Raw genomic sequence first — 24,170 nt, 5'->3', positions numbered from 1 at the left:
ACCTTCAAGTTGCTTGAAAGTTTACAATGAAATTAGGGCGTTTGAAATCGAAAAAAATTGAGAAATTAAGTGAAGAGGTTTCTTTTACTTGGAGGTTATAGGAATGAATCAGGAATTGAAGTTACGTCCATTAGAACGAGAAGATTTAAAGTTCGTACACGAACTGAATAATAATGCGCATATTATGTCGTATTGGTTTGAAGAGCCATATGAGGCATTTGTGGAGCTGCAAGACTTATACGATAAACATATACATGATCAAAGCGAACGCCGATTTATCGTTGAGAAAGACAATGAAATGGTTGGGTTAGTTGAGTTAGTAGAAATCGATTATATTCATCGTAGAACAGAATTCCAAATTATTATTGATCCGAATTATCAAGGATATGGTTATGCAGCGGATGCGACGCGTTTAGCGATGGATTACGCTTTTTCCGTACTAAATATGCATAAGCTTTATTTAGTGGTGGATAAGGAAAATGAAAAGGCAGTACATGTTTATAAAAAAGTTGGATTTATGGTAGAAGGTGAGCTTATCGATGAGTTTTTCGTTGATGGTAACTATCATAATGCGATAAGAATGTGTATGTTCCAGAAGCAATATTTTGAAAACAAGTAGTTGAAAGATTCGGAAGTAATGTTGACGCTTCATAAAACCGTATGCTAAAATCTCTTTTAAGTATTAAGGAAGGTGCAGAATATGCTTTATATAAAATTTGTAAAACTCATTAGAAAACTTTGCTCCGCACAAATGTATACGGTGAAGCGTTGTACGGAGCTTAATCAAGGGGTATAAATCCCCTATATTCATCGGCTGAATAACTTTTCTAAAAAAGTATAGTTTATCTATGCTTATTTCGTTATGGTTTTTCAGCTGGTGTATAAAATAGATTAAGGGGCCATAGACAATGCTTTGTCTATGGCCCTTTGTGTATATTATTCCGATGAGTCTTTACTGTAAATTGGAGTAGTATAGGAAAAACCACGAAGCAGAGGGCTAGTGTCGAATGACGCTATCTCTCTGCTTTTTTTAATTTCAGGAAAAGAGGAATAAAAATGAGTTTACTTAAAGTTGAAAGTTTATCACATAGTTTTATAGATAAAGTATTATACGAGAATGCTTCTTTTGATTTGCATAAAGGGGAGCATATGGGAATTGTTGGGCAGAATGGTGCAGGAAAAAGCACATTAATGAAAATATTGGTGGGGGAAATTATTTCTGATAAGGGAGACATAAAGTGGCAACCTAATATTCAAATTGGGCATCTTGATCAATACGCTGAAATTGATGAGGGTTATACCATTTCACAATATTTAAAGAGAGCTTTTTATGATTTGTATGAAATGGAAAAGAGAATGAACAAGTTATATGAAGAAAGTGCGATGACTGGAGATGAGAATCAACTACTAAAAGCGGCTGAAATGCAAGAGCAGCTTGAGGCTCGTGATTTTTATTCAGTAGACAGTATTACGAATAAGGTGGCAGCCGGTTTAGGTATTGATGCAATTGGGATGGATCGTGTTATTGGTGAATTAAGCGGAGGGCAGCGTGCAAAGGTAATTTTAGCGAAGCTCTTATTAGAAGAGCCTAATATTTTATTACTAGATGAACCGACGAATTTTCTTGATAAGGAGCATGTGGAGTGGCTTGCTAATTATTTAATGAATTTTGAAGGAGCGTTTATTGTAGTGTCACATGATTTTGATTTTCTGGAAAAAGTAACTTCTTGCATATGTGATGTAGAGTTCGGAACAGTTAAGAAGTATTACGGTAAATACTCAGATTTTGTAAGGCAGAAGGAGCATTTGCGAAAAGATTACATTCGTCAATATTATGCACAGCAAAAGAAAATTGAAAAAACGGAAGAGTATATTCGTAGAAATATTGCTGGGGTGAATTCAAAAATAGCGCAAGGTCGTCGAAAACAATTGGAGCGTATGGAAAGAATTGCGCCACCAAGTTTTACTCATAAACCGTCTATTCATTTTCAGGAACTTCCCATTTCAGTTCAGACAGTTCTTGAAGTAAATAACCTTGAAGTTGGTTACGACTTCGCTCTCTTACCAAAGTTGAATTTTTCAGTAATGGGTGGGCAAAAACTTGTTATTAAAGGTTTCAATGGAGTAGGGAAATCTACTTTATTAAAAACAATCGTTGGAAATATTGCTAGTATTTCTGGAGAGTTTCACTTTTCAGAGCAAATAAAGATTGGATATTATGAGCAAGATTTAAATTGGAGCAACGATTCTTTAACGCCGCTTCAAATTATTTCAGAACAGTTTCCTAAACTGAATATGAAGGAAATACGCCATCAGTTAGCTGCGTGTGGAGTGAAGGATACGCACGTTTCGCAAGAAATTCGTATGTTAAGTGGTGGTGAACAATCGAAGGTGAAACTGTGCGGATTATTACTATCACCTTGTAACTTCTTAATTTTAGATGAGCCGACAAATCATTTAGATGCAGAAGCGAAGGAAGCTTTGCAAAAGGCGCTAATTCAGTTTAAGGGCAGCATTATCCTCGTATCTCACGAAGCGAGTTTTTATCTTGAGTGGGCAGATAGCATCTTTCATATAGAGACAGGATTAGTTAAGGGGGTGTGAAACATATGAGTGAAAACAATTGGAAAACGAAAATTATATTATTTTTGACCGCTCAAACTATTTCGTTGTTCGGTTCCTCTCTCGTGCAATACGCGATTATATGGTATATCACCCTTACAACATCATCAGGAGTGATGTTGACCATTTCAACTGTTTGCGGTTTCCTACCACAAATTGCGATATCTTTGTTTGCAGGTGTTTGGATTGATCGTTATGACCGTAAAAAGATGATTATGTTATCGGATGGGATTATAGCGATTGCGACGTTAGTTTTAGCAATTTTATTTTTAACAGGATATAAAAGTATTTGGTTACTTTTTATTGTGTTACTCATTCGTTCAGCTGGAACAGGAGTACAAACGCCAGCTGTAAATGCATTAATTCCGCAAATTGTTCCGAAAGAGTATCTTATGAAAGTAAATGGAATAAATAGCAGTATTACATCTTTAATTATGTTTCTTTCTCCAGCAGCAAGTGCTGCGATTCTTTCTATTGCCAGCATTGAAACAACATTTTTTATTGATGTTATTACGGCTATGATTGGAATTAGTATTATGCTTATCATTCAAGTAGAGGGACATGTGAATGCAGAGAATAAGCAAAAATCTAATCTACAAGGAATTAAAGAAGGATTCTCTTATTTAAAAGAAAATGTATTTATTAAAAGGCTAATCGTTTTATTGATTATCATCATGATTTTAATAAGTCCAGCTGCTTTTTTAACACCTTTAATGGTAACTCGTTCTTTCGGGGGCGAAATGTGGAGACTTACTGCTAGTGAGATGACCTTTAGTGCGGGTGCGGCAGCTGGTGGCGTATTGATTGCGGCGTGGGGTGGCTTTCGTAATCGTATGTATACAACAGCGCTAGCTTGTGCATTATATGGACTGCTTATGATTGGACTCGGAATAGCACCGATATTTATTATGTATTTAGTATTTAATCTTTTAATTGGTATAACAATGCCGTGCTTCAATACACCAGTTACTGTGTTATTGCAGGAGAAAGTAGAACCATCGATGCACGGACGGATGTTCAGCCTTGTACAAATTGCGAATTCATGCGCGCTTCCTTTAGGAATGATAATATTTGGTCCATTGTCGGATATGTTTAGTGTAGAGATTTTGTTAATTTATGCTGGGATATTCGTGCTATTTTGCGCAATGTATATTGTATTAAGCAAGTGGTTTGAAGTGTAAATATTTATAACTTAGAAGGTTTGCGAAGTGATTTAAGATGCTTCGTAAACCTTTTTGTTATTAGTCTAGTCAATAATTATTTATCGTTAAACGATAAATAATTATTGACTGTTAATGTTATTTTAGATAATATGATGTTAACGATTTAAGGAGAATTACATAAGTAGAGGAGAATGTGAAATGAAAAATAAATACGTAGTAGCTATTTCTTTAATGATTTTAGCGATTATTTCTTTAACTATACATGCTTCAAACAGTAAAGTAGGAGCGGATGGATTCCTTGAAGAACCTTTCTTTTTCCTAGTACCGATAAGTTATGTATTGTTCCTTAGTGGCATTGGTGTATTATTATTTGGATTTATTACTTCAAAGCTGAAAAAGGGCAATAGATAGGGGCTACCAATAGGGACAAAACACTCACTATGAAATAGAAACATACCATATGGAAAAAAAGAATAAGTGAGATGAATCATGATGAACCATCATTTTTATAATGGAAGACAAGTAGGATCGGCTATTACTTGGGCAGGGGCACAGGGAACAATTCATGCTGTGTATCAGGCTATTCACATGCAGCAGCAAGCACAAGCAGCACAAATGATGCAAAGTCAGTATATGCCGTATTCACAGCTTCCGATGCAAATTGTACATTACGATGTACATCCAGCTGGTTTATTTTCCATTCCATATGGCGGGACATATTTCTTATGAAAGAAAGCGACTCAATAGAGTCGCTTTTTTTATATTCCACCTAGCTTCATCCCAAGGAATGCGAAGAGGATACCAATTATGTAAGTAGCACTTAAATATAAAAGGAAGATGTACGGTTTTTTAAGATTGAGAAGCTGAACAGATTCTAATTTAAACGTAGAAAATGTAGTGAATGCGCCCATAAATCCAGTACCTAATAATAGTTGCCAGCCTGTAGTAACTCCGTTGCCAATTATATATCCGAGTAAAAATGCTCCTGTTATATTAATAAGGAATGTAGCAATTGGAAATTGTGTTTTATTTCTTTTCTTAAACCAATTGCTAATTGCAAATCGTGTAATCGCACCGAAAAATCCTCCTGTTGCGACTAATAAGGCTTCTATCATGAGTAATCACCTTCCGTAAGAGATTTCTTAATTAAGAAATCTCCAAGTGTATAGCCAAGGCCAGACATAATGAGGCCACCAAGTATGCTACATGATACATATAAGAAGGCTATGCTCCACTCAGAATGATTGATCAATTGCACAGTTTCTACACTAAATGTTGAAAAAGTCGTAAAGGAACCGATGAATCCAGTCCCGATGCCTGTGATAACCTCTGAAGGTAAGATGTTTAGCCGAGCGATATAAGTAGTTAGCCACGCTAAGAAGAAGCAACCGATTAAGTTAATGAGTAATGTTGCTAATGGAAATGAATGATGCCAAAATGTGGAGATATTAAGACCTAAATAATAACGAGAAAGAGCTCCTAATATACCGGCAATGCCGACGATAATATAAATCAATTTTCTCACCTCTTTAAATAGCTTGCTCAAAAAAATAGACTCCTACCAGTATGTATACTGGTAGGAGTCATTAGCTAAGCAGCGTTTATGGCGAACTCCATCGCCTATGATTATTACATATAGTGTACTAAATATACCGTTTAATTTCCAGTGAGGAGGTGGGTGTAACGTTTCTTTTTTTGATGTCTGAAGGCTTTTTAAGTAATTAAAATGGGATCGATTACTTATCAACTAAATATAGTGATATAAGGTTTTAATTATGATAAAATGTTTCTTATGTGTGTCGTTTTATTTTATTTGACTGAAAATAAAGAAAAATAAATTCGCGTGAAAAGGAGTCATTTATTTGAAGAAATTTTTTAAAATCGTATTTATATGTGTTTTAGTAGTAGCGGGCATTGTAGGAGGATTTCTAGCGTATATGACACTTACTAAAGAACAGCCTGCTGATGTTATAAGCTTGAAGGTGGAGAATAATAAGGAGCGCGTATTAGCGACTGGAAATGAATTTAAAGTTACAACATTTAATATTGGATATGCTGGGTTAGATAAGGACCAAGATTTCTTTATGGATGGTGGAAAGGGATCTGGTTCAAGTAGTAAAGAGCAAACGGAAACTAATTTAAAGAATATGCTTTCGTTTTTACAAAATGAGAATAGTGATTTTGCACTATTACAAGAAGTTGATATAAAGTCACTTCGTTCATTTGATGTAAATGAACATGAATTTTTGAAAAAAGGATTACCTGATTATGTTTCATCATTTGGTAAGAACTACGATACGAAATGGGTTCCAGTGCCAATAACAAATCCAATGGGCTATGCGGAGGCTGGATTAAGTACGTTTTCTAAATACACTGTTCAAGAAGCGAAGAGGTTCCAGCTTCCTGGAATGGAGCCTTGGCCAAAGCGTTTGTTTGATTTAGATCGAGCAATTGTGGAATATAAAATTCCTGTTAATAATGGGAAACATGTTAGACTCGTAAATTTACATTTGTCTGCTTATGATGAAGGCGGGAAAATTAGAAAACAGCAAGTAGAGTATTTAAAAGAATATATGAACAAGCATTATGAAAATGGTGATTACGTAATAATGGGCGGAGATTGGAATCAATTAGTTTCAAACGCTCAATTAAGTGATCCGAAGTTCGTGAAAGAGCGTCCTGAGTGGTTAGTAGAGTTACCGAAGGACTTTACGGACGGTGGCTTTAAGTGGGCTGTAGATCCGTCTGTTATGACTGTGAGAGATGATGTAAAGAAATATGTAGAAGGTGAAAATTTCGTCACTATTATTGATGGCTTTATCGTTTCACCGAATGTAGAGATTGTAAATGTACAAGGGAAAGATTTAAAGTTTGAAAATAGCGATCATAACCCAGTAAGTGCGGTATTTAAACTGAAGTAATTGATATGTATAAGTAGAAGGTGGGGCTTCATATGGAGTGGTTAAAGAGGACTTGTTTTTCTAACCTTGAGAAAGAATCACAGAAAAATCATTTATTACTGTTTATAACGATTTGTAGTTTCTTCCTTGGGATAATCGCGATTGGGTATTATGGATATATTTTTACAGAGAGAGCAATAGCGTTTTGGATTTGTGGTATTTCTGTCGTTGTATTTGGAACGCTTTTTACTTTTATAAAAAGTATGGAATCAGCGTATAAATATATCATGACATTTATGTTGCTTACAATGTCTTACATTATGGTACAAGCTTTTAATGAAAGCCCGGCTGTATTTCAAATGGTCTATTTTACATTAGCTGTTTCACTTATTTACTTAAGTGAGCGCCTCATTTTAATTCTTGGCGGGGTAGCTGTTGTGATCACATTTATCCTTTGTAGCTATTGGCCGGAGCAATTTTTTGCTTATACAGCCTCATCTGAAGCTGCTAATTTCGCAAGTTTGTTAGCGATTGTAACAATCGCTATGTGGGGCGTCACGAAAATCGGTTCTAATCTGCTCCTTCGTTTAAGTGATGAGAAGCAAGAAGTAATGAGAAAAGCTCAGGAGTTAGAAGAGACGCAAAGACTTATTGAAGAAACAGTTGTGAAACTAGATAGTAATTTCAATCATTTAAGACAAAATATGAACACGTCGATGGAATCGATGAGTGAAATTAATTTTGCCTTTGAAGAGGTGGCAGTTGGTACGCAATCACAATCAGAGATGATGTATCGTTCGGTAGAAGTATTGAATGATATGGAGGGAAATATTGAACAAATCATCTCTCAAGTAAGAACTGCATCGGCTCGTGTGGATGAAAGCTTAGAAATTTCAAAAGGTAGTGTACATACTCTAAGAAATTTTGAAACTAACATGAGAAGTTTAAATGATGTTGTTTCACAGTCTGGAATTATATTTAGAGATTTAATGATGCAATCGAAACAAATTAATGAAATTGTAGATGTAATAACGAATATTTCAAGTCAGACGAGTTTGCTAGCTTTAAATGCAAATATTGAAGCTGCGAGGGCAGGCGAGCATGGAAAAGGTTTTGCTATTGTAGCGAGTGAAGTGTTAAAGCTTGCTGAAGAATCAAATCGTTCTGCGGGAAGAATTCAAGGGATTTTGAAGGAGTTTAGTAATCAAGCAAGTAAGGTAGAAGTGCAGGTAGAGAAGTCAGAAAGAGTACAAGAAGAGTGTAACGAAATGTTAGCAAGCGTTTTAACAAACGTAACTGATTTAGGGAAGTTTATTGATGCGATTAATGAAGTAATGCGAGAGGTTGTTGTTCATCAAGAAAGTTTCCAAGTTAAAACGACGAATATCGTAAAGGATGTTACGCATGCTTCTAACGTAATTCAGCAAACTTCTACAGCTACAGAAGAAGTGCTAGCGAGTGTGGAAGAAGAAAAACATCGAAATGATACGTCAGTGAAGACGTTACAAACTGTTAGCGAGCAAGTGAAGTTGTTAGAAGATATTTTAGAAAAGTAATATTGCTTGGAAAGAGCACAAATGATGTGCTCTTTTTTCATTGAAATGAATACTTGATAGGAATTTAATTGCTTTTCTGCGCGTTTTCTGCCAAGCTTAAGGAGATAAAGTGAGACTAGTACATACTGATTATTAGCCCTCACCAATCAAGCTATCCGCAAATAGTGGAATAAAATACTTCAAAGAAAGAATTATATAGGTGACGCATATGATCGAAGTTAAGACTTCTGAACTTAGTGATGGAGAATTTAATAGAGGTGTATTTGCAACTCGTGATATTAAAAAGGGTGAGTTGATACACGCAGCACCAGTTATCTCTTATCCGAATGAACAGCATGAACATATTGAGAAAACGTTACTTGCTGACTACGCATTTGAGTATGGGATCAATCATACGGCAATCCTTTTAGGATACGGTATGTTATTTAATCATTCATATAAACCGAATGCAACGTATGATATTGTCTTCGAGAACCATACGTTTAACTTCTTTGCTTATAAGGATATAAAAGCAGGAGAAGAAATTTTAATCAATTATAATGGTGAAGTTGATAACGATGAGCTGTTATGGTTTGATAAAGAAAAAGAAGAGAACGAAAAGTAATATAAAGAGTATAGAAAGAGCACATTCTGTCGGATGTGCTCTTTTTTCGTTGATGTAAATAAAGTAAAAAGTACAAAAAAATACCACTTTCTTTTTGTATGGTATAGTAAGATACTGAGGGATAGTGTTTTGAAAAAGTCACATATTTTACAAATTGTTGTCTTTCTGATGACATGTCAAGTTTAGTAGTCCATTTGGGTTGCTTTATTATGCAATATATATTTTAATATGAGTGGCACCTCTTATAAATTAAGAGGTTTATAGGTGTCTCGAATTGATTTTGGGTACACTGTATCCACCACTTTAGGTTCTTTCATGTACGTGGGGATATTATGGGCCCGTATAACGGGATAAAATGAATATAGAAATAGAGGAATCGTAAAATGAATATGCAAGAGGTTTATAAATATTTAAGTACGGTATTGCCTGAAGGACATGTTAAACAAGATGAAATGTTAAAGAATCATACGCATATTAAAGTTGGCGGAAAAGCAGATGTTTTTGTTGCGCCTACAAATTATGATGAAATTCAAGAAGTTATCAAATATGCGAACGAATATAATATTCCAGTTACGTTTTTAGGAAATGGATCGAATGTCATTATTAAAGATGGTGGAATTCGCGGGATTACAGTAAGTTTAATTCATATTACAGGTGTTACTGTAACAGGAACGACGATTGTAGCACAGTGTGGTGCAGCAATTATTGACGTATCACGTATTGCCTTAGACCATAACTTAACGGGTCTTGAGTTTGCTTGTGGTATTCCAGGTTCAGTTGGTGGAGCGTTATATATGAATGCTGGTGCTTACGGTGGTGAAGTATCGTTTGTGTTAACAGAAGCTGTCGTAATGACAGGTGATGGAGAGCTACGTACTTTGACGAAAGAAGCATTTGAATTTGGATATCGTAAGAGTGTATTTGCTAACAACCATTACATTATTCTTGAAGCGAGATTTGAACTTGAAGAAGGTGTACGTGAAGAAATTAAAGCAAAAATGGATGATTTAACGTTTAAGCGTGAGTCAAAACAGCCTCTAGAATATCCTTCATGTGGTAGCGTATTTAAGCGTCCACCAAATAACTTTGCTGGTAAGTTAATTCAAGACTCAGGACTACAAGGTAAGCGAATTGGTGGAGTGGAAGTTTCTTTAAAACACGCTGGATTTATGGTGAATGTTGATAACGGAACAGCACAAGATTACATCGATTTAATCCACTTCGTACAAAAGACAGTTGAAGAGAAATTTGGCGTGAAGTTGGAGCGAGAAGTAAGGATTATTGGAGAAGATAAAGAATAACGAAATACGTATGAAGATATGAATTATTTTAAAATAATATTTGGGTATTGTTGACAATTTGTTTTCAATTCAATATAATGGCTAATAATTTAACAAATAACATACGTTGAAAGAGCCCAGTAGCAGTTTGTCACTGTTAACGAGAGAGCTAGGGGTTGCTGGAACCTAGCACAAACAAACTTGCGAATTACACTCTGGAGTATCTTAGGTAATGCTAAGCGGACTAGCAATCGATATTATTGCTAAGAGTGGTATGAGTAGCTATGCTATTTATGCAAACTGGGTGGTAACACGGTGAATAATCGTCCCTATGTCTATCGTAGACATAGGGGCTTTTTTGTTTTTAAAAAATAAAGGGGATGACAAAAGATGAATATTATTGATGAATTAGAATGGCGTGGCGCCGTTAATCAGCAGACTGACGAAGAAGGCTTACGTAAGCTAGTAGAAGAGAAAAAGATTTCACTATACTGCGGAGTTGATCCGACTGGTGATAGTATGCATATCGGACATTTGATTCCGTTTATGATGATGAAGAGATTCCAATTAGCTGGCCATCATCCTGTTATTTTAATTGGCGGGGCAACAGGAACAATTGGTGATCCGAGTGGACGACAATCGGAGCGTCAACTTCAAACGTTAGAAGTGGTTCAGCATAATGTAGATGCGTTAACAGCACAAATGAAAAAGCTATTTGATTTTGGCGGAAATAGCGAAGTGAAGATGGTAAATAATTATGATTGGACACATGAAATAAATATTATTGAGTTTTTACGTGATTACGGGAAAAACTTTAGCATCAATAGCATGTTAGCGAAGGATATTGTAGCAAGCCGTTTAGATACAGGTATTTCTTTCACAGAATTCACATACCAAATTTTGCAAGCGCTGGATTTCCATCATTTATACACGAAAGAGGATGTTCAACTTCAAATTGGTGGTAGTGACCAGTGGGGAAATATTACGAGTGGTTTAGATTTAATTCGTAAGTTAGAAGGTCATGAGGCGAAAGTATTCGGATTAACGATTCCGTTATTATTAAAATCGGACGGTACGAAGTTTGGTAAATCAGCAGGTGGTGCGGTTTGGCTTGATCCCGAAAAAACGACACCGTTTGAATTTTACCAGTTCTGGGTAAATACAGATGACCGTGACGTAATTAAATACTTGAAATACTTTACGTTCTTAACGAAAGAGCGTATTGATGAATTAGCAGCGAAGGTAGAAGCGGAACCTCATAAACGTGAAGCGCAAAAAGTGTTAGCGGAAGAAATGACGAAATTCGTTCATGGAGAAGAGGCATTATTACAAGCTGAGAAGATTACAGCAGCGTTATTTAGCGGGGATATTAAATCGTTAACAGCTGATGAAATTGAACAAGGCTTTAAAGAAATGCCTACGTTCCAGTCTTCAAAAGAGACGAAAAACATCGTAGAGTGGCTAGTCGATTTAGGAATTGAACCATCTAGACGACAAGCACGCGAAGACATTAATAATGGTGCGATTTCTATGAATGGTGAAAAAGTAACAGATGTGGGTACGGATGTTACTGTAGAAAATTCATTTGATGGAAGATTTATTATTATTCGTAAAGGGAAGAAGAACTACAGCCTTGTGAAGTTAGGCGAATAGTTTGTGTGAAAGGATGGGAGTAGGAAGAATACTTCCATCTTTTCGTATACACAATTTGGACATAAAATAATCAGTAAATTTAGATAATTAAAAGGGTTATATTATTCTTCTGCCGAATAAATAAGTTAGAGAAAATTACGGATAAAAATAGCCCGAACCATGCTGGGCATGATTCGGGCTTATATTCAGATTAGTAAGCTAAGCTGAATAGACCTTTAATATGTGATAAGTAACGAACGTTACTTGCTTCTTTCATTAATGATGCTGGTAAGCCTTTAAGTGGAGTATTGCTTGCTCCAATTGTAGCAACCGCATCTTTACGTCCTAGACTAGCAAGTGTTCCAGAGTTTACAGGTGCGAACTCTTCGAATGCTTTGCCTTCTAGTGCTGCGTATAAGTTGTATCCAATTAACTCACCCATTTGCCAAGCGATTTGTGCAGTTGGTGGGTATGGACGACCGTCTGGAGAGAAGACAACAGCGCTGTCTCCAGCAACGAATACGTCTTTGTGAGAAGTAGATTGTAGGTATGCATCAACTGTTGCACGTCCACGGTTAACTTCAAGACCTGATTCACCGATTAATGGGTTACCTTGAACGCCACCTGTCCAAACGAATGTGTTAGCAACAAGTTTTTGACCGTCTTTTAAGTCGATTTCATTGCCAGCAACGTTTGTTACAGGAAGACCTGTTAAGAATGTAACACCGCGTGCTTCTAGGCTAGTAGTTGCACGTTCGATTAAGTGGTCTGGTAATACTGGAAGGATTTTTGGACCTGCTTCAACAAGAAGAAGTTTAACTTCTTTTGGATTTACGCCGTGGCTTTTTGCAAGTTTAGGCATAATGTCAGCAAGCTCACCAACTAGCTCAACGCCAGTTAATCCGCCACCACCGATTACGATTGTAGCATCAGCTTCGTTTTTCGTTTTCGCGTATTCACGAATACGGTCTTCAACGTGTTTGTAGATTTTGTTTGCATCAGCAGCAGATTTTAATACCATGCTGTTTTCTTCTAGTCCTGGAATACCGAAGTAAGCAGTTTTACTTCCTAAAGCAACTACAAGTGCATCGTAAGATAAAGTAGTGCCGCCAGCTAGTTTGATTTCTTTGCTATCAACTGAGAATGACTCAACTGTTGCAATTTTAAGATCGATATCTTTACCTTTGAAAAGCTTTGTAAGTGGCATTGCAATTGCTTGCTCAGACACGTTACCAGCTGCAAGGCGGTGTAATTCAGTGATGATTTGGTGTGTTGGGTATTGGTTAATCACTGTAACTTGTGCTTCTGATTTGCTGTAATATTTACGTACGTTTAAAGCGGCAAGAAGACCGCCATAACCAGCGCCTAAGATGACAATTTGTTTTGACATAGTATGATATCCCCCGTCTTTACTAATTGTTGTTATAAGTTAAATTATTTATTGTTACGTTCTGCACTAATTTGAAGATATGCGTTCACAAAGCGGAACATTTTTTGTGCTTGTGGATCTTTTAGTAATTTTAATAGACCGAATAGGCCGATAACTTCAGTACTTTCGTCAGCACGATCTTTCGCTTCGATTGCAGTTGCAGCCATGCTTTTCACTGTATCTTTTACAGGTTCTACAAGCTCTGTAATTGCACCAACAGTGTCGCTTTTTAATACTTCATCAGTAGCAACAGTTTGAGCGAAGTCATAAGACTTAGTTAAAATGTTAACAAGCTCAGTTAATTTTGGAAGCTGTTCTACTAGTGTTGTTAATGATTCTTGTACCTCAGGTTTTAACAACTGATCAAGTACATCAAGTTGTCCTTGGCTAGCAGAAATTTGTACAGTTTCTTGTTCTGGCTTTGTTTGAGTCATAGTTTCTGGCATCTCCAATTCTCCTTTACGATAGCAATACTCTTATTTTTTATAAGTAAGATAGTAAACGTTTACGAAACTTTATGCAAAGTTTCACAAAACACAATAAAATGCCTTTAAATTTATGACAGCAAGTAAGCTGCAAACATAAATCTAAAACCATAACGTCTTACTTATTATTTATGAACTGTCCGATATATGGCTTGTCCGCATAATGGAAAAGCTCCGTTACCGGAAAGTGTATATAATATATATCCTATATTATATACTATATACACCTATGTTAACATAAAAATGATTCCTAATTATTTGATATTGAGTGTATAACGTAGTGCTGACAAGGTATGAAAGCGTATAAAATATTTTGTTTCAGTTAGAAATGTACATATATATATAGAAAAAAAGGAAAAAACGAACAAATTCATGTTCGTTTTTTCCTTTTTCCTATTATTCACCTTCTGCAATTAGCATCGATGTGTTACCTTCTTTTTCAAGATGGCATTCGCCCCAAGAACAAAGAGAGTCAAGAATGGATTCTAAAGACCAACCGTAGTCGGTAAGAGAATATTCTACTTTCGGTGGGACTTGGTTGTATACTTTTCTTTGAATGACCCCGTCGTCTTCTAATTCACGTAATTGCTGCGTTAACATTTTTTGTGTAATACCAGGCATGGAGCGTTTTAATTCACTCGTTCTCTTTGTACCTTTCGTTAAGTGACAAAGAATAACAACTTTCCATTTGCCGCCGATAACTTCTAAAGTCGCCTCTACAGGAATATTGTATTTCTTCATATGAACCCCTCCCTTTTTGAGTAAAGTAAGTTTAATAATACAAATGTTACTTTTTAGTACCTATAGCACTTTAAAGTACGTACTTTTTATTATGTTAAATATGTTTCATAATAGCACATGTAAGAGGCAAATGAGTAGTACGGTACCAAAAAGTGACTATGTTACTTTTTAGTGCCTATCGTACTTTAAAGTGCGTTCTTCAAAAAAGGAATGAAACCATTCATAATAGCATTTGTAAGTATGAAATATATTTTTTAGAAGATAAAAGGGCCTTTTTATCATACTATTATGATTGGATTTCTTGTAATAAGGAGGAATTCAATTGAGTTCATATACAGTACCATCTTCGGAAGCTCAGACGAGCCGAAGAAGTATGTTTGCTTTATTAGCGCTAGCAATTAGTGCGTTTGGGATTGGTACGACCGAGTTTATTAGTGTCGGTTTACTACCATCTATTTCAAAAGATTTAAATGTTTCGGTTACAACAGCCGGTTTAACGGTTTCCTTATATGCGTTAGGAGCAGCGGTAGGAGCTCCTGTTTTAACAGCGTTAACGGCTAGTATGTCGCGGAAGACATTATTAATGTGGATTATGATTATTTTCATTATTGGTAATGGCATTGCGGCGGTAGCAACAAGCTTCACTGTATTAATTATCGCAAGAATTGTATCTGCGTTTGCACATGGTGTGTTTATGTCAATTGGATCTACAATTGCAGCTGCAATCGTACCAGAGAATAAACGTGCTAGCGCAATTGCGATTATGTTTACTGGATTAACAGTTGCGACTATTACTGGTGTGCCAATTGGAACATTTATCGGTCAAGAGTTTGGCTGGAGAGCGTCATTTATGGCGATTGTCGTAATTGGAATTATTGCTTTCATCGCAAACAGTATACTCGTCCCATCTAATTTAAAAAATGGTGTACCTGTATCGTTTCGTGATCAATTTAAATTAATTAAAAATGGAAGACTATTACTTGTTTTCATTATTACTGCACTTGGATACGGTGGTACATTCGTAACATTTACGTATTTATCACCCCTATTACAAGAAGTAACAGGATTTGAAGCAAGTACCGTTACTATCATTTTATTAGTGTACGGAATCGCAATTGCGATAGGGAATATGGTTGGCGGGAAATTATCGAATCATAATCCGATTCGAGCGCTATTTTACATGTTCTTTATTCAAGCGATCATATTATTTGTTTTAACATTTACAGCGCCATTTAAAGTAGCTGGATTAATCACAATTATTTTCATGGGACTATTCGCATTTATGAATGTTCCAGGGCTACAAGTATATGTAGTTATATTGGCAGAGCGCTTTGTTCCAAGTGCGGTTGATGTTGCTTCAGCAATTAATATTGCCGCATTTAACGGAGGAATCGCTTTAGGTTCTTATATAGGTGGCCTTGTAACGAATTCGTTAGGATTAATCCATACTGCTTGGGTAGGCGGTCTTATGGTAGTAGGTGCCGTGATTTTAACAGCATGGAGCATGACATTAGAAAAAAGAGATCAAGTAAAATAAAAGGAGAGAAAATAAAATGAAAAACTTACAAAGTAAAACAGTATTAAATAATGGTGTAGAAATGCCTTGGTTCGGTTTAGGTGTATTTAAAGTAGAAGAAGGACCAGAACTTGTAGAAGCTGTAAAATCAGCGATTAAAGCAGGATACCGTAGCATCGATACAGCTGCAATTTACGGAAATGAAAAAGCTGTAGGTGAAGGAATCCGTGCAGGTATTGAAGCGACTGGTATTTCAAGAGAAGAATTATTTATCACTTCAAAAGTATGGAACGCAGATCAAGGATACGAAGAAACAATTGCTGCATACGAAGAGAGCTTAAAGAAATTAGAACTAGATTATTTAGACCTATATCTTGTTCACTGGCCTGTAGAAGGAAAATATAAAGATACGTGGAGAGCGCTAGAAACACTTTATAAAGAAGAGCGTGTACGTGCAATTGGTGTAAGTAACTTCCAAATTCATCACTTACAAGATGTAATGAAAGATGCAGAAATTAAGCCAATGATTAACCAAGTAGAATATCACCCTCGTTTAACACAAAAAGAATTACAAGCTTTCTGTAAAGAACAAGGTATTCAAATGGAAGCATGGTCACCACTTATGCAAGGTCAATTATTAGATAATGAAACATTACAAGAAATCGCTGAGAAACACGGTAAAACAACAGCACAAGTGATTTTACGTTGGGATCTTCAAAACGGAGTAATTACAATTCCAAAATCAACGAAAGAACACCGCATTATTGCAAATGCTGATGTATTTAACTTTGAATTAACAAAAGAAGACATGGAAAAAATCGATGCGTTAAACCAAAATCACCGCGTTGGTCCAGATCCTGATAACTTCGATTTCTAAGATTAAAGTAAGAAAGAAAAAAGAGTGCTTTTATGCGCTCTTTTTTTTGCATAAAAATATTTTCTAATTAAATACTACTTAGTATTAAGTTTGTTATTAAGGGGCTGTAAACATGAATATAAAGCAATCGTTCAAACTTTTAGCTATGTTTTTAAGTGTCTTATTTGTATTATTCCCACTTCAAAAAGCATTCGCAGAAGTTATGGATCATACAAAGTATGAAATGAATTGGAGTTATAGTAAGTCAAAGAAGAAACCAATTCGAACAGAACTTATTAAAACGGCAGATGGAAAAATTGCATTTTGCTTAAATGTAGATTTAAAATCTCCGAGCGGTCAAGATTTACCGGAAATGGGGAAAGTGGATATTAATGTGTACCGTGTACTGTTGAATGGATATCCACAAAAGAGCCCACAAGAATTAGGAGTATCTGATTGGAGAGAGGCGCATTACGCAACGCAGCTGGCAGTGTGGAATGCGTTAAAACAAATTGATGTTAATGATTTAGATTTCCGCAATAAAAATGTAGAGAAAGTAACGAAAGACATCGTTGCAAAAGCAAACGCTAGTGAAGAGTTACAAGAAATTACGATGGGTGTAACTCCTACAGAAGAACAAGAAGCAGTATTAAAAAATGATTTCTTTGAAACAGGTTTATATACAGTAGAAACAAATGCAAAAAGCGGAACGTATAAAGTGCAAGCAACAGGTGCACCAGCGGGCGTGAAATTTGCAAATGAAAAAGGCGAAACAAAAACAGAATTTAATGTAGGAGAGAAGTTCCGCATTTTAATTCCGAAACAAACACCAGCTGGTGGATTTAGCTTTAAAGTATCAGGAAATTTAACGAAACTACAAGGAATTGCGCATAAAGGTACACCGACTATTCAAAATGCAGTAGTATTACTTGAGCGTAGTGAAGAAAAAACAAGTCCAGAGTTAGCGGTAAGTTGGAAAAAGGCTGAGGCTCCAAATAAACCAAATAAGCCATATACTCCAAATGAACCGCATAAACCGAATCAAAAGAGATAATGAGAAAGCATTGGCGTATGCCAATGCTTTTTCATATGAATTCTTTAAAAATATATCAAGATAATAATTAATCGAGTGAAACACTATTTTAACGTTTGAAAAAGTATTTAAAAATAATAAAATATAACAAAATCTAAACATTACAATCAACGGATGTTATTCACAAAATTGTAACATTATTCTAATTATGAAGTCTATCAAACGAAGTAGAAAGCGTGTAAAATTCAGTTGGAAAAACTACCTATAGATGGTCATATATGAAGAAAATGTAAGATTCTATTGCTATTTTTATTTTTAGATGTATAGATGACAATACTAAATGATATCTTTTACTATTCTCTTTTTATGTACGAAGAGAACTCATCACAAATAGAGAGAAGTGAGGAGGACATATTACATAAAAATTTTACAATATAAGAAAGCGAATACATAAAGAGAAATGCGGTAGTAATAGATACAGGTGCGCGAGGTGTTCGTCTATTCATTAAATGTTTTTATAAAAATAATAGGATTTCTTATTAAATGAATATTTAGGATGGTTTGTCTAAAAAAAGGACAGGGGACACAGATTATGTCAAAGAAGAAAAAGAGTAGGGTATTAGTAGCTGGTGTTTGTTTAGCTACGTTATTAACGCCATATGGACTTGAATTACCTAAGGTGTATGCAGAGATGACGATTGAAGGTAAGGAGAAACAGCAAGAAGAGCGAGTGTATCAATTACTGCCAAAAGGTGATGTAGAAGGGATGCGTGAGTTGCATCAGCGTCGAATGAGTTTTTCTCCTTATGAACCAACGGGCATTTATGTAAAGCCAGGTGAAGAAGTAGTTATTCAAGTAGAAGGGACTCAACAGATTAAAGCTTATATTGGTACATATTCTTATGAAAAAGAAGAACCTAAACAATTCAATTTAAATCCTGGTGAGAATAAAATTTCTTCTTCAAATGGGGGGCTATTATATTTTTATAATTATCACAACACAGGAGAAGTAGTCGCTAAAGTGAAAAAAGGCGGTACACCAAATCCTTTATTTATTTTAGGTAAGCATACGACAAAAGATTGGAAGCGTATGTTGGCAGAGAATCCTGATCCATATGCAATAGAAATGAAGGGGGAAAATAGTTTATTAACTATGCATCCTGAAACTGTGGCGGAACATTTGAAGCAAGAAGATCCAGCTGCGTTATTAAAGAAACACGATGAAATAATTAATATAGAACATAAGATATCAGGTTTATCAAAAGATGGTGCGGGTGTTGCGAATCAAGGTAAACATACCATTCATTTTGTTGAAGACTGGTATACGGATAATTATATGTATGCGACTTATTATCGAACAGCTTATAGTAAAGGGAATTTAGAGTCAGTACTAAATCTAGAAGAGTTAACTAATGATGGATGGGGGCCTTGGCATGAAGTGGGACATCAACATCAACAGGACACTTGGTTATGGGATGGACTTGGAGAAGTAACCGTTAATATTTATTCTTTGGCAGTTCAAACTACATTTGGGTATAAAACAAGGTTAGAGCAAGAGGGGCGCTATGAAGCTGCATTTGCTTATTTAGGTAAACCGGATGCACAAGAGAAGATGGATGTATTTGAGAAATTAGTTATGTTTTGGCAGTTATATTTAGCTTATGGGGATCAATTCTATCCAAATTTACATCAAATGTATCGTTTGTTACATGATACAGAATTGCCTAAATCTGATGAAGAGAAAAAGCAGATGTTTATTTATATGACGTCAAAAGTGGCAGGACAAAATTTAATTCCTTTCTTTGATAAATGGGGATTAATTGCAAATGATGCTACGAGAGAAAAGATTGAAAAATTAAATTTACCAAAATTAGAAAAAGAAATTTGGTTATCTACAGATAGCAATCCAATTCGTGAGAAACAAATTGAGTTATATGAAGTTCCATATGGCGAGCCAAATAATGAAAAAATCCAAAATGTAGTAATAGGTACTACATATAATGAGAAAAAAGCAAAAGAACTTGTACAGAATTTAGGGGAAGGTGTAAAAACAACAGGTGTGATTAAACAAGGCAAGCCTGAAGTTGGAGAAAAAACTGTAAAAGTAGAAATTATAGATGAAAAAGGTAATAAGAATTTAATTCCGGTTGTAGCAAATGTTAGTTATGGTGATAGCTTAGTATTCAAAGGGCTCAATTATGATACTAATATTAAATCAATCGTAACACTGCAACATGATCAGAAAAAGTTTAGTGCGATAGCTGATTCAAATCCAGTGCACTATTATTTTAAAGAAGACACGTATTTTGAATTCTCATTACTAGACCAAAATGGAAATGAGAAAAAGAAAGCAACAGTAAAAGGTGTTGAAAATGCGGAAGAATTCGCGAAATCAATTAATGAGTTAGAGTTCGAGTATGGTGATGTAGTAAAAGTGTATCACGCTGAATCAGATCGCTTTAATTGGTATCAAAATAATGACTTTATCGGACAAGGTAAGGCGAAGGTAGAGAAAGAATTATTATTTAAAGTAACAGAAAAGGGCTTTGAGAGAATGGAAGCTCAACAAGAAGTAACAGCAGTACCACAAAAAGTAGTAATCGGAACGGACGCTGAAAAATTAGAAGCGAAAAACTTTGTTCAGGTGAAAGATGGAGAAGTACTCGGATTTGTAGAAAAACCGGATACAACAAAAATCGGTGAACAAAAAGTGAAAGTAGAAACGAAAGATCGTTTTGGAAATAAGAAAGTGACGGAAGTGCCATTGGAAGTAATCTATGGCGATAGCTTAGTCTTCCAAGGTGATGGTAATAATACGCGTTCTATCGTAACTGCGGATCATAATACGAAAAAGCTACAGGCAACATTTACGGATGCTAAAGTTCATTATCGTTTTGAGAATGAAAAATATATGGGAATCACGCTATACGATCAAAATGGAAATGAAAAGAAAGTTATTTCGGCAGAGGGGCAAGAGAGTTCGAAAAACTTTGCAGAACAGTTAAATGGTGTAGACTTCGCATATGGTGATGTTATTAAGGTATATCATGCAGAATCAGATCGATTGAAGTGGTATCAAAAAAATGAGTTTGTAAGTAACGGTAAAGGGAAACAAGAGTTGTACTTTAAATTAACGGAAAAAGGTTTCGAGAGAATGGAAGCGCAACAAGAAGTAACAGCAGTCCCACAAAAAGTAGTAATCGGAACGGACGCTGAAAAATTAGATGCGAAAGACTTTGTTCAAGTGAAAGATGGAGAAGTACTCGGATTTGTAGAAAAACCGGATACAACAAAAATTGGTGAACAAAAAGCAAAAGTAGAAACGAAAGATCGCTTTGGGAATAAGAAAGTGACAGAAGTATCTGTGGAAGTTACATATGGAGATAGCATAGTATATCAAGGTGTGTCGAATGTAACACGTTCAATTGTTACGTTAAACCACGCTGAAAAGAAATTACATGCAACATTTACAAATGAGGAGATTCATTATCGCTTTGTAAATGAGCAGTATATAGGCCTTACGATTTATGATCAAAATGGAAATGAGAAAAAGCATGTAACGGCAGAAGGACAAGAGACTTCAAAGAATTTTGCTGGGCAAGTAAATGGAACGGCATTTGAGTATGGAGATGTGCTGAAAGTATACCATGCGGAACCGAGTCGTTTGAATTGGTACAAAAAGAATGAGTTAGTTAAAAAAGAGGATGCGATGAAGGGGCAAGAAATATCCTTTAAGATTACTCAAAATGGATTAGAGCAAGTGCAATAATAAGAAAAAGCTCGTAAAACATAATGTTTTACGAGCTTTTTTTATTATTCAGCTTCAGATACTACTGTGAAGCGTTCGTTTACGTGTTTTGGATTTTCGATTTCATCAAGTACTGCAACTGCGAAGTCTTCGTAACTTACGTAGCTATCACCTTTTGAGTTAACAAGAAGATTGTCTTTGCCAGCTTTGTAAGAACCAGTGCGTTTTCCTAATGCGAATAGTGCAGAAGGGCTGATGAATGTCCAAGTGATATCATTTGTTTGTTGCAAGATTTCTAAGTTTTTACCTTGGTTTTGAGCTGTTGCAAGGTATTCGCCCGGGAAACCTGGTGTATCAAATACACGTGTTGTTTTTTCTTCGTCTACAAATAAGCTTCCTGCTCCGCCAACTACAAGTAATTTTGTATTTGGTGCACCTTTCACAGCTTCAATAAGTACGTTTCCTGCATCTACGTGAAGGTGTTCTTGTCCTGCTGGAGCACCGAATGCATTTACAACTACATCGAATGCTTGCAAGTCGTTAGATGTAAGAGAAAATACATCTTTCTCTAAAACTTTTACGTTTTCTTCTGTAATTTTTGCAGCATTTCTTACGATTGCAGTTACTTCATGTCCGCGATCTAATGCTTCTTTTAAAATACGACTTCCAGCTTTACCAGTTGCTCCGATAATTCCGATTTTCATAATAAATCCCTCCAAAGTGTTTTGTTAAAGTGTATATCTGAAAATGAATGAATGTATTGTAATTAGGATTGTTACAACCTGTTGTAATCATTATAGTTACAGGTTGGTATTTTTGTCAATAGGGTTGTTTGTGAATTTATTTTTTGTTTTAGTATGCACAGTTAGAGGGAGGGTAGTCAGTCATAAAGATATTGTTACTGTGAACCTGGCTAATATTTGGAAATTGCAAATTGTCGAAAAATGTTGATTTTTGAATGTTTTTTAAATATAATTCGTTTTATGGAGAAAAGGAGGGGTTAATTGTATGAATATTTTAGAGCAATTTATTTCATCAACAAATACAATTCTTTGGTCATATATTCTTATTGCGATGTTAATTGGTTTAGGTCTTTATTTTTCTATTAAATTGAAATTCGTACAAATTACTCATTTAGGGGAAATGGTTCGACTAATGAGTGATGGATTAACTGGAAAGACGCGTAAAAAAGGTAGTGTATCTTCTTTCCAAGCGTTTTGTATGAGTTCAGCAGCTCGTATTGGTATCGGGAACTTAGCTGGTGTAGCGTTAGCTATTTCTATGGGAGGACCTGGAGCTGTATTTTGGATGTGGGTTATTGCGATTATCGGTGCGTCTTCAAGTTTCGTAGAAAGTACGCTTGCGCAAATTTATAAAATAAAAGATGGCAGTGGCTTCCGCGGTGGTCCTGCTTATTATATGGAAAAAGGTTTAAATAAACGTTGGATGGGGATTTGGTTCTCTATTCTGATTACAATTAGTTACGGTTTAATTTTCAACTCAGTACAAGCAAATACAGTAACATTAGCGTTTGAAAATGCATTTGGCTTAGAGCGTTATATTGTTGGTATTGTATTAGCTGCATTAGTTGGGGTTATTATTTTTGGTGGTGTAAAAAGTATTGCACGTATGTCGGAAATGATTGTTCCGCCAATGGCACTTATTTATATTGCAGTAGCTATTTTTGTTGTCATTAAAAACTTCTATTTAATACCAGATGTGTTTACGGAAATCTTTAAAGGTGCATTCGGTTTAGATTCAGCTGTAGGTGGCGGTATCGGTGCTGCGATGAAATATGGTATTCAGCGCGGATTATTTGCGAACGAAGCAGGTATGGGTAGTGCGCCGAACGCGGCAGCAACAGCTGATGTAACGCATCCAGCGAAACAAGGTTTTATTCAAACAATTGGAGTATTAGTAGATACATTCTTAGTATGTACATCAACAGCGTTTATCGTACTATGTTCTGGTGCATATAAAGCAACGAATTTAGAAGGTATTGAATTAACACAAAATGCATTAAGTTCACAAATTGGCCCATGGGCGAGCAGTTTCTTAGCGATTATTATTTTCTTATTTGCATTTAGTTCACTTCTAGGAAACTACTATTATGGTGAAACAAATATTGAATTCATTAAGCAAAGTAAAACGTGGTTAACAATTTACCGTATTGCGGTAGTTGGAATGGTATTATTCGGTTCTGTTGCGACGCTTCAAGTTGTATGGAATATGGCAGACTTATTTATGGGTCTAATGGTAATCACGAACTTAATTGCAATTACACTTCTTGGCCGATTTGCGTATGCAGCATTAGCAGACTATGTAAGGCAAAAGAAACAAGGAAAAGATCCAGTCTTCAGTGCAGATTCTATTCCTGGTTTAACGAATACAGAGTGTTGGGATAAGTCAGCGGTAACAGATAAAGAAAAAGCAGTGTAATTGAAAAGGTGAGCATCGAGGCAAATTCGATGCTCGCCTTTTTTATTGTAGTAAATGATGAAAAGGGTGAGGGGTAATTATTAATATAACTTTTTTTGTTTGTTTCTCTCGTTATTATGGGGAACGTACGGCTTTAAAAGTATGACTGGTCGAAGAGGATAAGTGA

General features: G+C 35.6%; 21 protein-coding genes, 1 riboswitch and 1 other annotated feature. Of the genes, 15 read left to right on the top strand and 6 right to left on the bottom strand.

Annotated elements, in window-relative coordinates; all coding sequences use genetic code 11:
• Positions 1-103: 103 nt before the first annotated feature.
• The 5 genes from speG (at position 104) to ACW0JX_RS24860 (ending at position 4,514) form a co-directional block, all read left to right on the top strand.
• Positions 104-619 carry a spermidine N1-acetyltransferase gene (gene speG, locus ACW0JX_RS24880; protein WP_090978101.1) on the top strand — a complete coding sequence of 172 codons (516 nt, stop codon included), beginning with the start codon at positions 104-106 and terminating at the stop codon, positions 617-619.
• A gap of 437 nt (positions 620-1,056) precedes the next feature.
• Positions 1,057-2,604, top strand: a complete 1,548-nt coding sequence (locus ACW0JX_RS24875) for an ABC-F family ATP-binding cassette domain-containing protein (RefSeq protein WP_459245176.1) — start codon at positions 1,057-1,059, stop codon at positions 2,602-2,604.
• Between the two features lie 5 nt (positions 2,605-2,609).
• A complete protein-coding gene (locus ACW0JX_RS24870; RefSeq protein WP_459245175.1) occupies positions 2,610-3,803 on the top strand; it encodes an MFS transporter in 1,194 nt (397 codons plus the stop codon).
• A 159-nt stretch (positions 3,804-3,962) separates the two neighbouring features.
• Complete coding sequence (locus ACW0JX_RS24865; protein WP_095690016.1) at positions 3,963-4,196, top strand: DUF3955 domain-containing protein; 234 nt, start codon at positions 3,963-3,965, stop codon at positions 4,194-4,196.
• A gap of 78 nt (positions 4,197-4,274) precedes the next feature.
• The gene (locus ACW0JX_RS24860; RefSeq protein ID WP_029443564.1) at positions 4,275-4,514 is read left to right on the top strand and encodes a DUF3947 family protein; all 240 of its coding nucleotides are present in this window, start codon (positions 4,275-4,277) and stop codon (positions 4,512-4,514) included.
• 29 nt (positions 4,515-4,543) lie between these two features.
• On the opposite strand, the gene crcB (ACW0JX_RS24855) is transcribed toward ACW0JX_RS24860, so the two are convergent.
• Together crcB (ACW0JX_RS24855) and crcB (ACW0JX_RS24850) are read right to left on the bottom strand one after the other, a co-directional pair.
• Positions 4,544-4,900, bottom strand: coding sequence for a fluoride efflux transporter CrcB (gene crcB / locus ACW0JX_RS24855; protein ID WP_000568579.1), 357 nt, complete (start codon positions 4,898-4,900; stop codon positions 4,544-4,546).
• On the bottom strand, positions 4,897-5,301 hold the full coding sequence (crcB, locus tag ACW0JX_RS24850) for a fluoride efflux transporter CrcB (protein WP_069356665.1): 405 nt from the start codon (positions 5,299-5,301) through the stop codon (positions 4,897-4,899). Before crcB (ACW0JX_RS24850) ends, crcB (ACW0JX_RS24855) begins: the two co-directional genes overlap by 4 nt.
• A gap of 54 nt (positions 5,302-5,355) precedes the next feature.
• Positions 5,356-5,415: riboswitch (Fluoride riboswitch) on the bottom strand.
• Positions 5,416-5,647: 232 nt separating this feature from the next.
• On the opposite strand from crcB (ACW0JX_RS24850), the gene ACW0JX_RS24845 reads away from it, so the two are divergent.
• The 5 genes from ACW0JX_RS24845 to tyrS all read left to right on the top strand — a co-directional run bounded on the left by ACW0JX_RS24845 (position 5,648) and on the right by tyrS (position 11,778).
• Positions 5,648-6,706 carry an endonuclease/exonuclease/phosphatase family protein gene (locus ACW0JX_RS24845; RefSeq protein ID WP_053563394.1) on the top strand — a complete coding sequence of 353 codons (1,059 nt, stop codon included), beginning with the start codon at positions 5,648-5,650 and terminating at the stop codon, positions 6,704-6,706.
• Positions 6,707-6,738: 32 nt separating this feature from the next.
• On the top strand, positions 6,739-8,241 hold the full coding sequence (locus ACW0JX_RS24840) for a DUF4077 domain-containing protein (RefSeq protein ID WP_095690018.1): 1,503 nt from the start codon (positions 6,739-6,741) through the stop codon (positions 8,239-8,241).
• A gap of 208 nt (positions 8,242-8,449) precedes the next feature.
• Entirely contained in the window at positions 8,450-8,845 is a 396-nt protein-coding gene (locus ACW0JX_RS24835) for an SET domain-containing protein (RefSeq protein ID WP_000573647.1), read from the top strand.
• Positions 8,846-9,228: 383 nt separating this feature from the next.
• Positions 9,229-10,146, top strand: coding sequence for a UDP-N-acetylmuramate dehydrogenase (murB, locus tag ACW0JX_RS24830; protein WP_001057106.1), 918 nt, complete (start codon positions 9,229-9,231; stop codon positions 10,144-10,146).
• 97 nt (positions 10,147-10,243) lie between these two features.
• Positions 10,244-10,459: a binding site (T-box leader), on the top strand.
• Between the two features lie 56 nt (positions 10,460-10,515).
• Positions 10,516-11,778, top strand: coding sequence for a tyrosine--tRNA ligase (gene tyrS, locus ACW0JX_RS24825; protein WP_075719252.1), 1,263 nt, complete (start codon positions 10,516-10,518; stop codon positions 11,776-11,778).
• A 190-nt stretch (positions 11,779-11,968) separates the two neighbouring features.
• Here the strand turns inward: tyrS and ACW0JX_RS24820 are convergent, their stop codons facing one another.
• The 3 genes from ACW0JX_RS24820 to ACW0JX_RS24810 all read right to left on the bottom strand — a co-directional run bounded on the left by ACW0JX_RS24820 (position 11,969) and on the right by ACW0JX_RS24810 (position 14,412).
• Positions 11,969-13,147, bottom strand: a complete 1,179-nt coding sequence (locus ACW0JX_RS24820; RefSeq protein WP_000043199.1) for an NAD(P)/FAD-dependent oxidoreductase — start codon at positions 13,145-13,147, stop codon at positions 11,969-11,971.
• 44 nt (positions 13,148-13,191) lie between these two features.
• Positions 13,192-13,632 carry a DUF1641 domain-containing protein gene (locus tag ACW0JX_RS24815; RefSeq protein ID WP_001115310.1) on the bottom strand — a complete coding sequence of 147 codons (441 nt, stop codon included), beginning with the start codon at positions 13,630-13,632 and terminating at the stop codon, positions 13,192-13,194.
• A 435-nt stretch (positions 13,633-14,067) separates the two neighbouring features.
• A complete protein-coding gene (locus tag ACW0JX_RS24810; RefSeq protein ID WP_000760481.1) occupies positions 14,068-14,412 on the bottom strand; it encodes a winged helix-turn-helix transcriptional regulator in 345 nt (114 codons plus the stop codon).
• Positions 14,413-14,785: 373 nt separating this feature from the next.
• On the opposite strand from ACW0JX_RS24810, the gene ACW0JX_RS24805 reads away from it, so the two are divergent.
• The 4 genes from ACW0JX_RS24805 to ACW0JX_RS24790 all read left to right on the top strand — a co-directional run bounded on the left by ACW0JX_RS24805 (position 14,786) and on the right by ACW0JX_RS24790 (position 21,586).
• Positions 14,786-15,949: an MFS transporter gene (locus ACW0JX_RS24805; RefSeq protein ID WP_459245797.1), complete on the top strand. Its 1,164-nt coding sequence runs from the start codon at positions 14,786-14,788 to the stop codon at positions 15,947-15,949.
• Between the two features lie 16 nt (positions 15,950-15,965).
• Positions 15,966-16,805, top strand: a complete 840-nt coding sequence (locus ACW0JX_RS24800) for an aldo/keto reductase (RefSeq protein ID WP_072940894.1) — start codon at positions 15,966-15,968, stop codon at positions 16,803-16,805.
• Positions 16,806-16,917: 112 nt separating this feature from the next.
• Positions 16,918-17,838 (top strand): thioester domain-containing protein, encoded by a 921-nt coding sequence (locus ACW0JX_RS24795; RefSeq protein WP_459245174.1) that lies wholly within the window; start codon positions 16,918-16,920, stop codon positions 17,836-17,838.
• A 571-nt stretch (positions 17,839-18,409) separates the two neighbouring features.
• On the top strand, positions 18,410-21,586 hold the full coding sequence (locus tag ACW0JX_RS24790; protein WP_459245173.1) for a putative mucin/carbohydrate-binding domain-containing protein: 3,177 nt from the start codon (positions 18,410-18,412) through the stop codon (positions 21,584-21,586).
• 44 nt (positions 21,587-21,630) lie between these two features.
• On the opposite strand, the gene ACW0JX_RS24785 is transcribed toward ACW0JX_RS24790, so the two are convergent.
• Positions 21,631-22,269: an NAD(P)-dependent oxidoreductase gene (locus ACW0JX_RS24785; RefSeq protein WP_459245172.1), complete on the bottom strand. Its 639-nt coding sequence runs from the start codon at positions 22,267-22,269 to the stop codon at positions 21,631-21,633.
• Between the two features lie 304 nt (positions 22,270-22,573).
• On the opposite strand from ACW0JX_RS24785, the gene ACW0JX_RS24780 reads away from it, so the two are divergent.
• Positions 22,574-24,004 carry an alanine/glycine:cation symporter family protein gene (locus tag ACW0JX_RS24780; RefSeq protein WP_459245171.1) on the top strand — a complete coding sequence of 477 codons (1,431 nt, stop codon included), beginning with the start codon at positions 22,574-22,576 and terminating at the stop codon, positions 24,002-24,004.
• Positions 24,005-24,170 lie beyond the last annotated feature (166 nt).

This window comes from Bacillus sp. C-3-6 (assembly GCF_054509685.1).
This window is presented reverse-complemented; position numbering and strand designations above follow the sequence as displayed.

Excerpts from the sequence above, each read along its gene's own strand:
- ACW0JX_RS24860 (WP_029443564.1), top strand. The coding sequence starts at position 4,275 with ATGATGAACCATCATTTTTATAATGGAAGACAAGTAGGATCGGCTATT.
- ACW0JX_RS24875 (WP_459245176.1), top strand. The coding sequence starts at position 1,057 with ATGAGTTTACTTAAAGTTGAAAGTTTATCACATAGTTTTATAGATAAA.
- ACW0JX_RS24840 (WP_095690018.1), top strand. The coding sequence starts at position 6,739 with ATGGAGTGGTTAAAGAGGACTTGTTTTTCTAACCTTGAGAAAGAATCA.
- ACW0JX_RS24815 (WP_001115310.1), bottom strand. The coding sequence starts at position 13,632 with ATGCCAGAAACTATGACTCAAACAAAGCCAGAACAAGAAACTGTACAA.
- ACW0JX_RS24790 (WP_459245173.1), top strand. The coding sequence starts at position 18,410 with ATGTCAAAGAAGAAAAAGAGTAGGGTATTAGTAGCTGGTGTTTGTTTA.
- crcB (WP_000568579.1), bottom strand. The coding sequence starts at position 4,900 with ATGATAGAAGCCTTATTAGTCGCAACAGGAGGATTTTTCGGTGCGATT.
- ACW0JX_RS24870 (WP_459245175.1), top strand. The coding sequence starts at position 2,610 with ATGAGTGAAAACAATTGGAAAACGAAAATTATATTATTTTTGACCGCT.
- ACW0JX_RS24785 (WP_459245172.1), bottom strand. The coding sequence starts at position 22,269 with ATGAAAATCGGAATTATCGGAGCAACTGGTAAAGCTGGAAGTCGTATT.
- ACW0JX_RS24780 (WP_459245171.1), top strand. The coding sequence starts at position 22,574 with ATGAATATTTTAGAGCAATTTATTTCATCAACAAATACAATTCTTTGG.
- ACW0JX_RS24810 (WP_000760481.1), bottom strand. The coding sequence starts at position 14,412 with ATGAAGAAATACAATATTCCTGTAGAGGCGACTTTAGAAGTTATCGGC.
- ACW0JX_RS24795 (WP_459245174.1), top strand. The coding sequence starts at position 16,918 with ATGAATATAAAGCAATCGTTCAAACTTTTAGCTATGTTTTTAAGTGTC.
- ACW0JX_RS24805 (WP_459245797.1), top strand. The coding sequence starts at position 14,786 with ATGTTTGCTTTATTAGCGCTAGCAATTAGTGCGTTTGGGATTGGTACG.
- murB (WP_001057106.1), top strand. The coding sequence starts at position 9,229 with ATGAATATGCAAGAGGTTTATAAATATTTAAGTACGGTATTGCCTGAA.
- tyrS (WP_075719252.1), top strand. The coding sequence starts at position 10,516 with ATGAATATTATTGATGAATTAGAATGGCGTGGCGCCGTTAATCAGCAG.
- speG (WP_090978101.1), top strand. The coding sequence starts at position 104 with ATGAATCAGGAATTGAAGTTACGTCCATTAGAACGAGAAGATTTAAAG.
- ACW0JX_RS24800 (WP_072940894.1), top strand. The coding sequence starts at position 15,966 with ATGAAAAACTTACAAAGTAAAACAGTATTAAATAATGGTGTAGAAATG.
- ACW0JX_RS24820 (WP_000043199.1), bottom strand. The coding sequence starts at position 13,147 with ATGTCAAAACAAATTGTCATCTTAGGCGCTGGTTATGGCGGTCTTCTT.
- ACW0JX_RS24835 (WP_000573647.1), top strand. The coding sequence starts at position 8,450 with ATGATCGAAGTTAAGACTTCTGAACTTAGTGATGGAGAATTTAATAGA.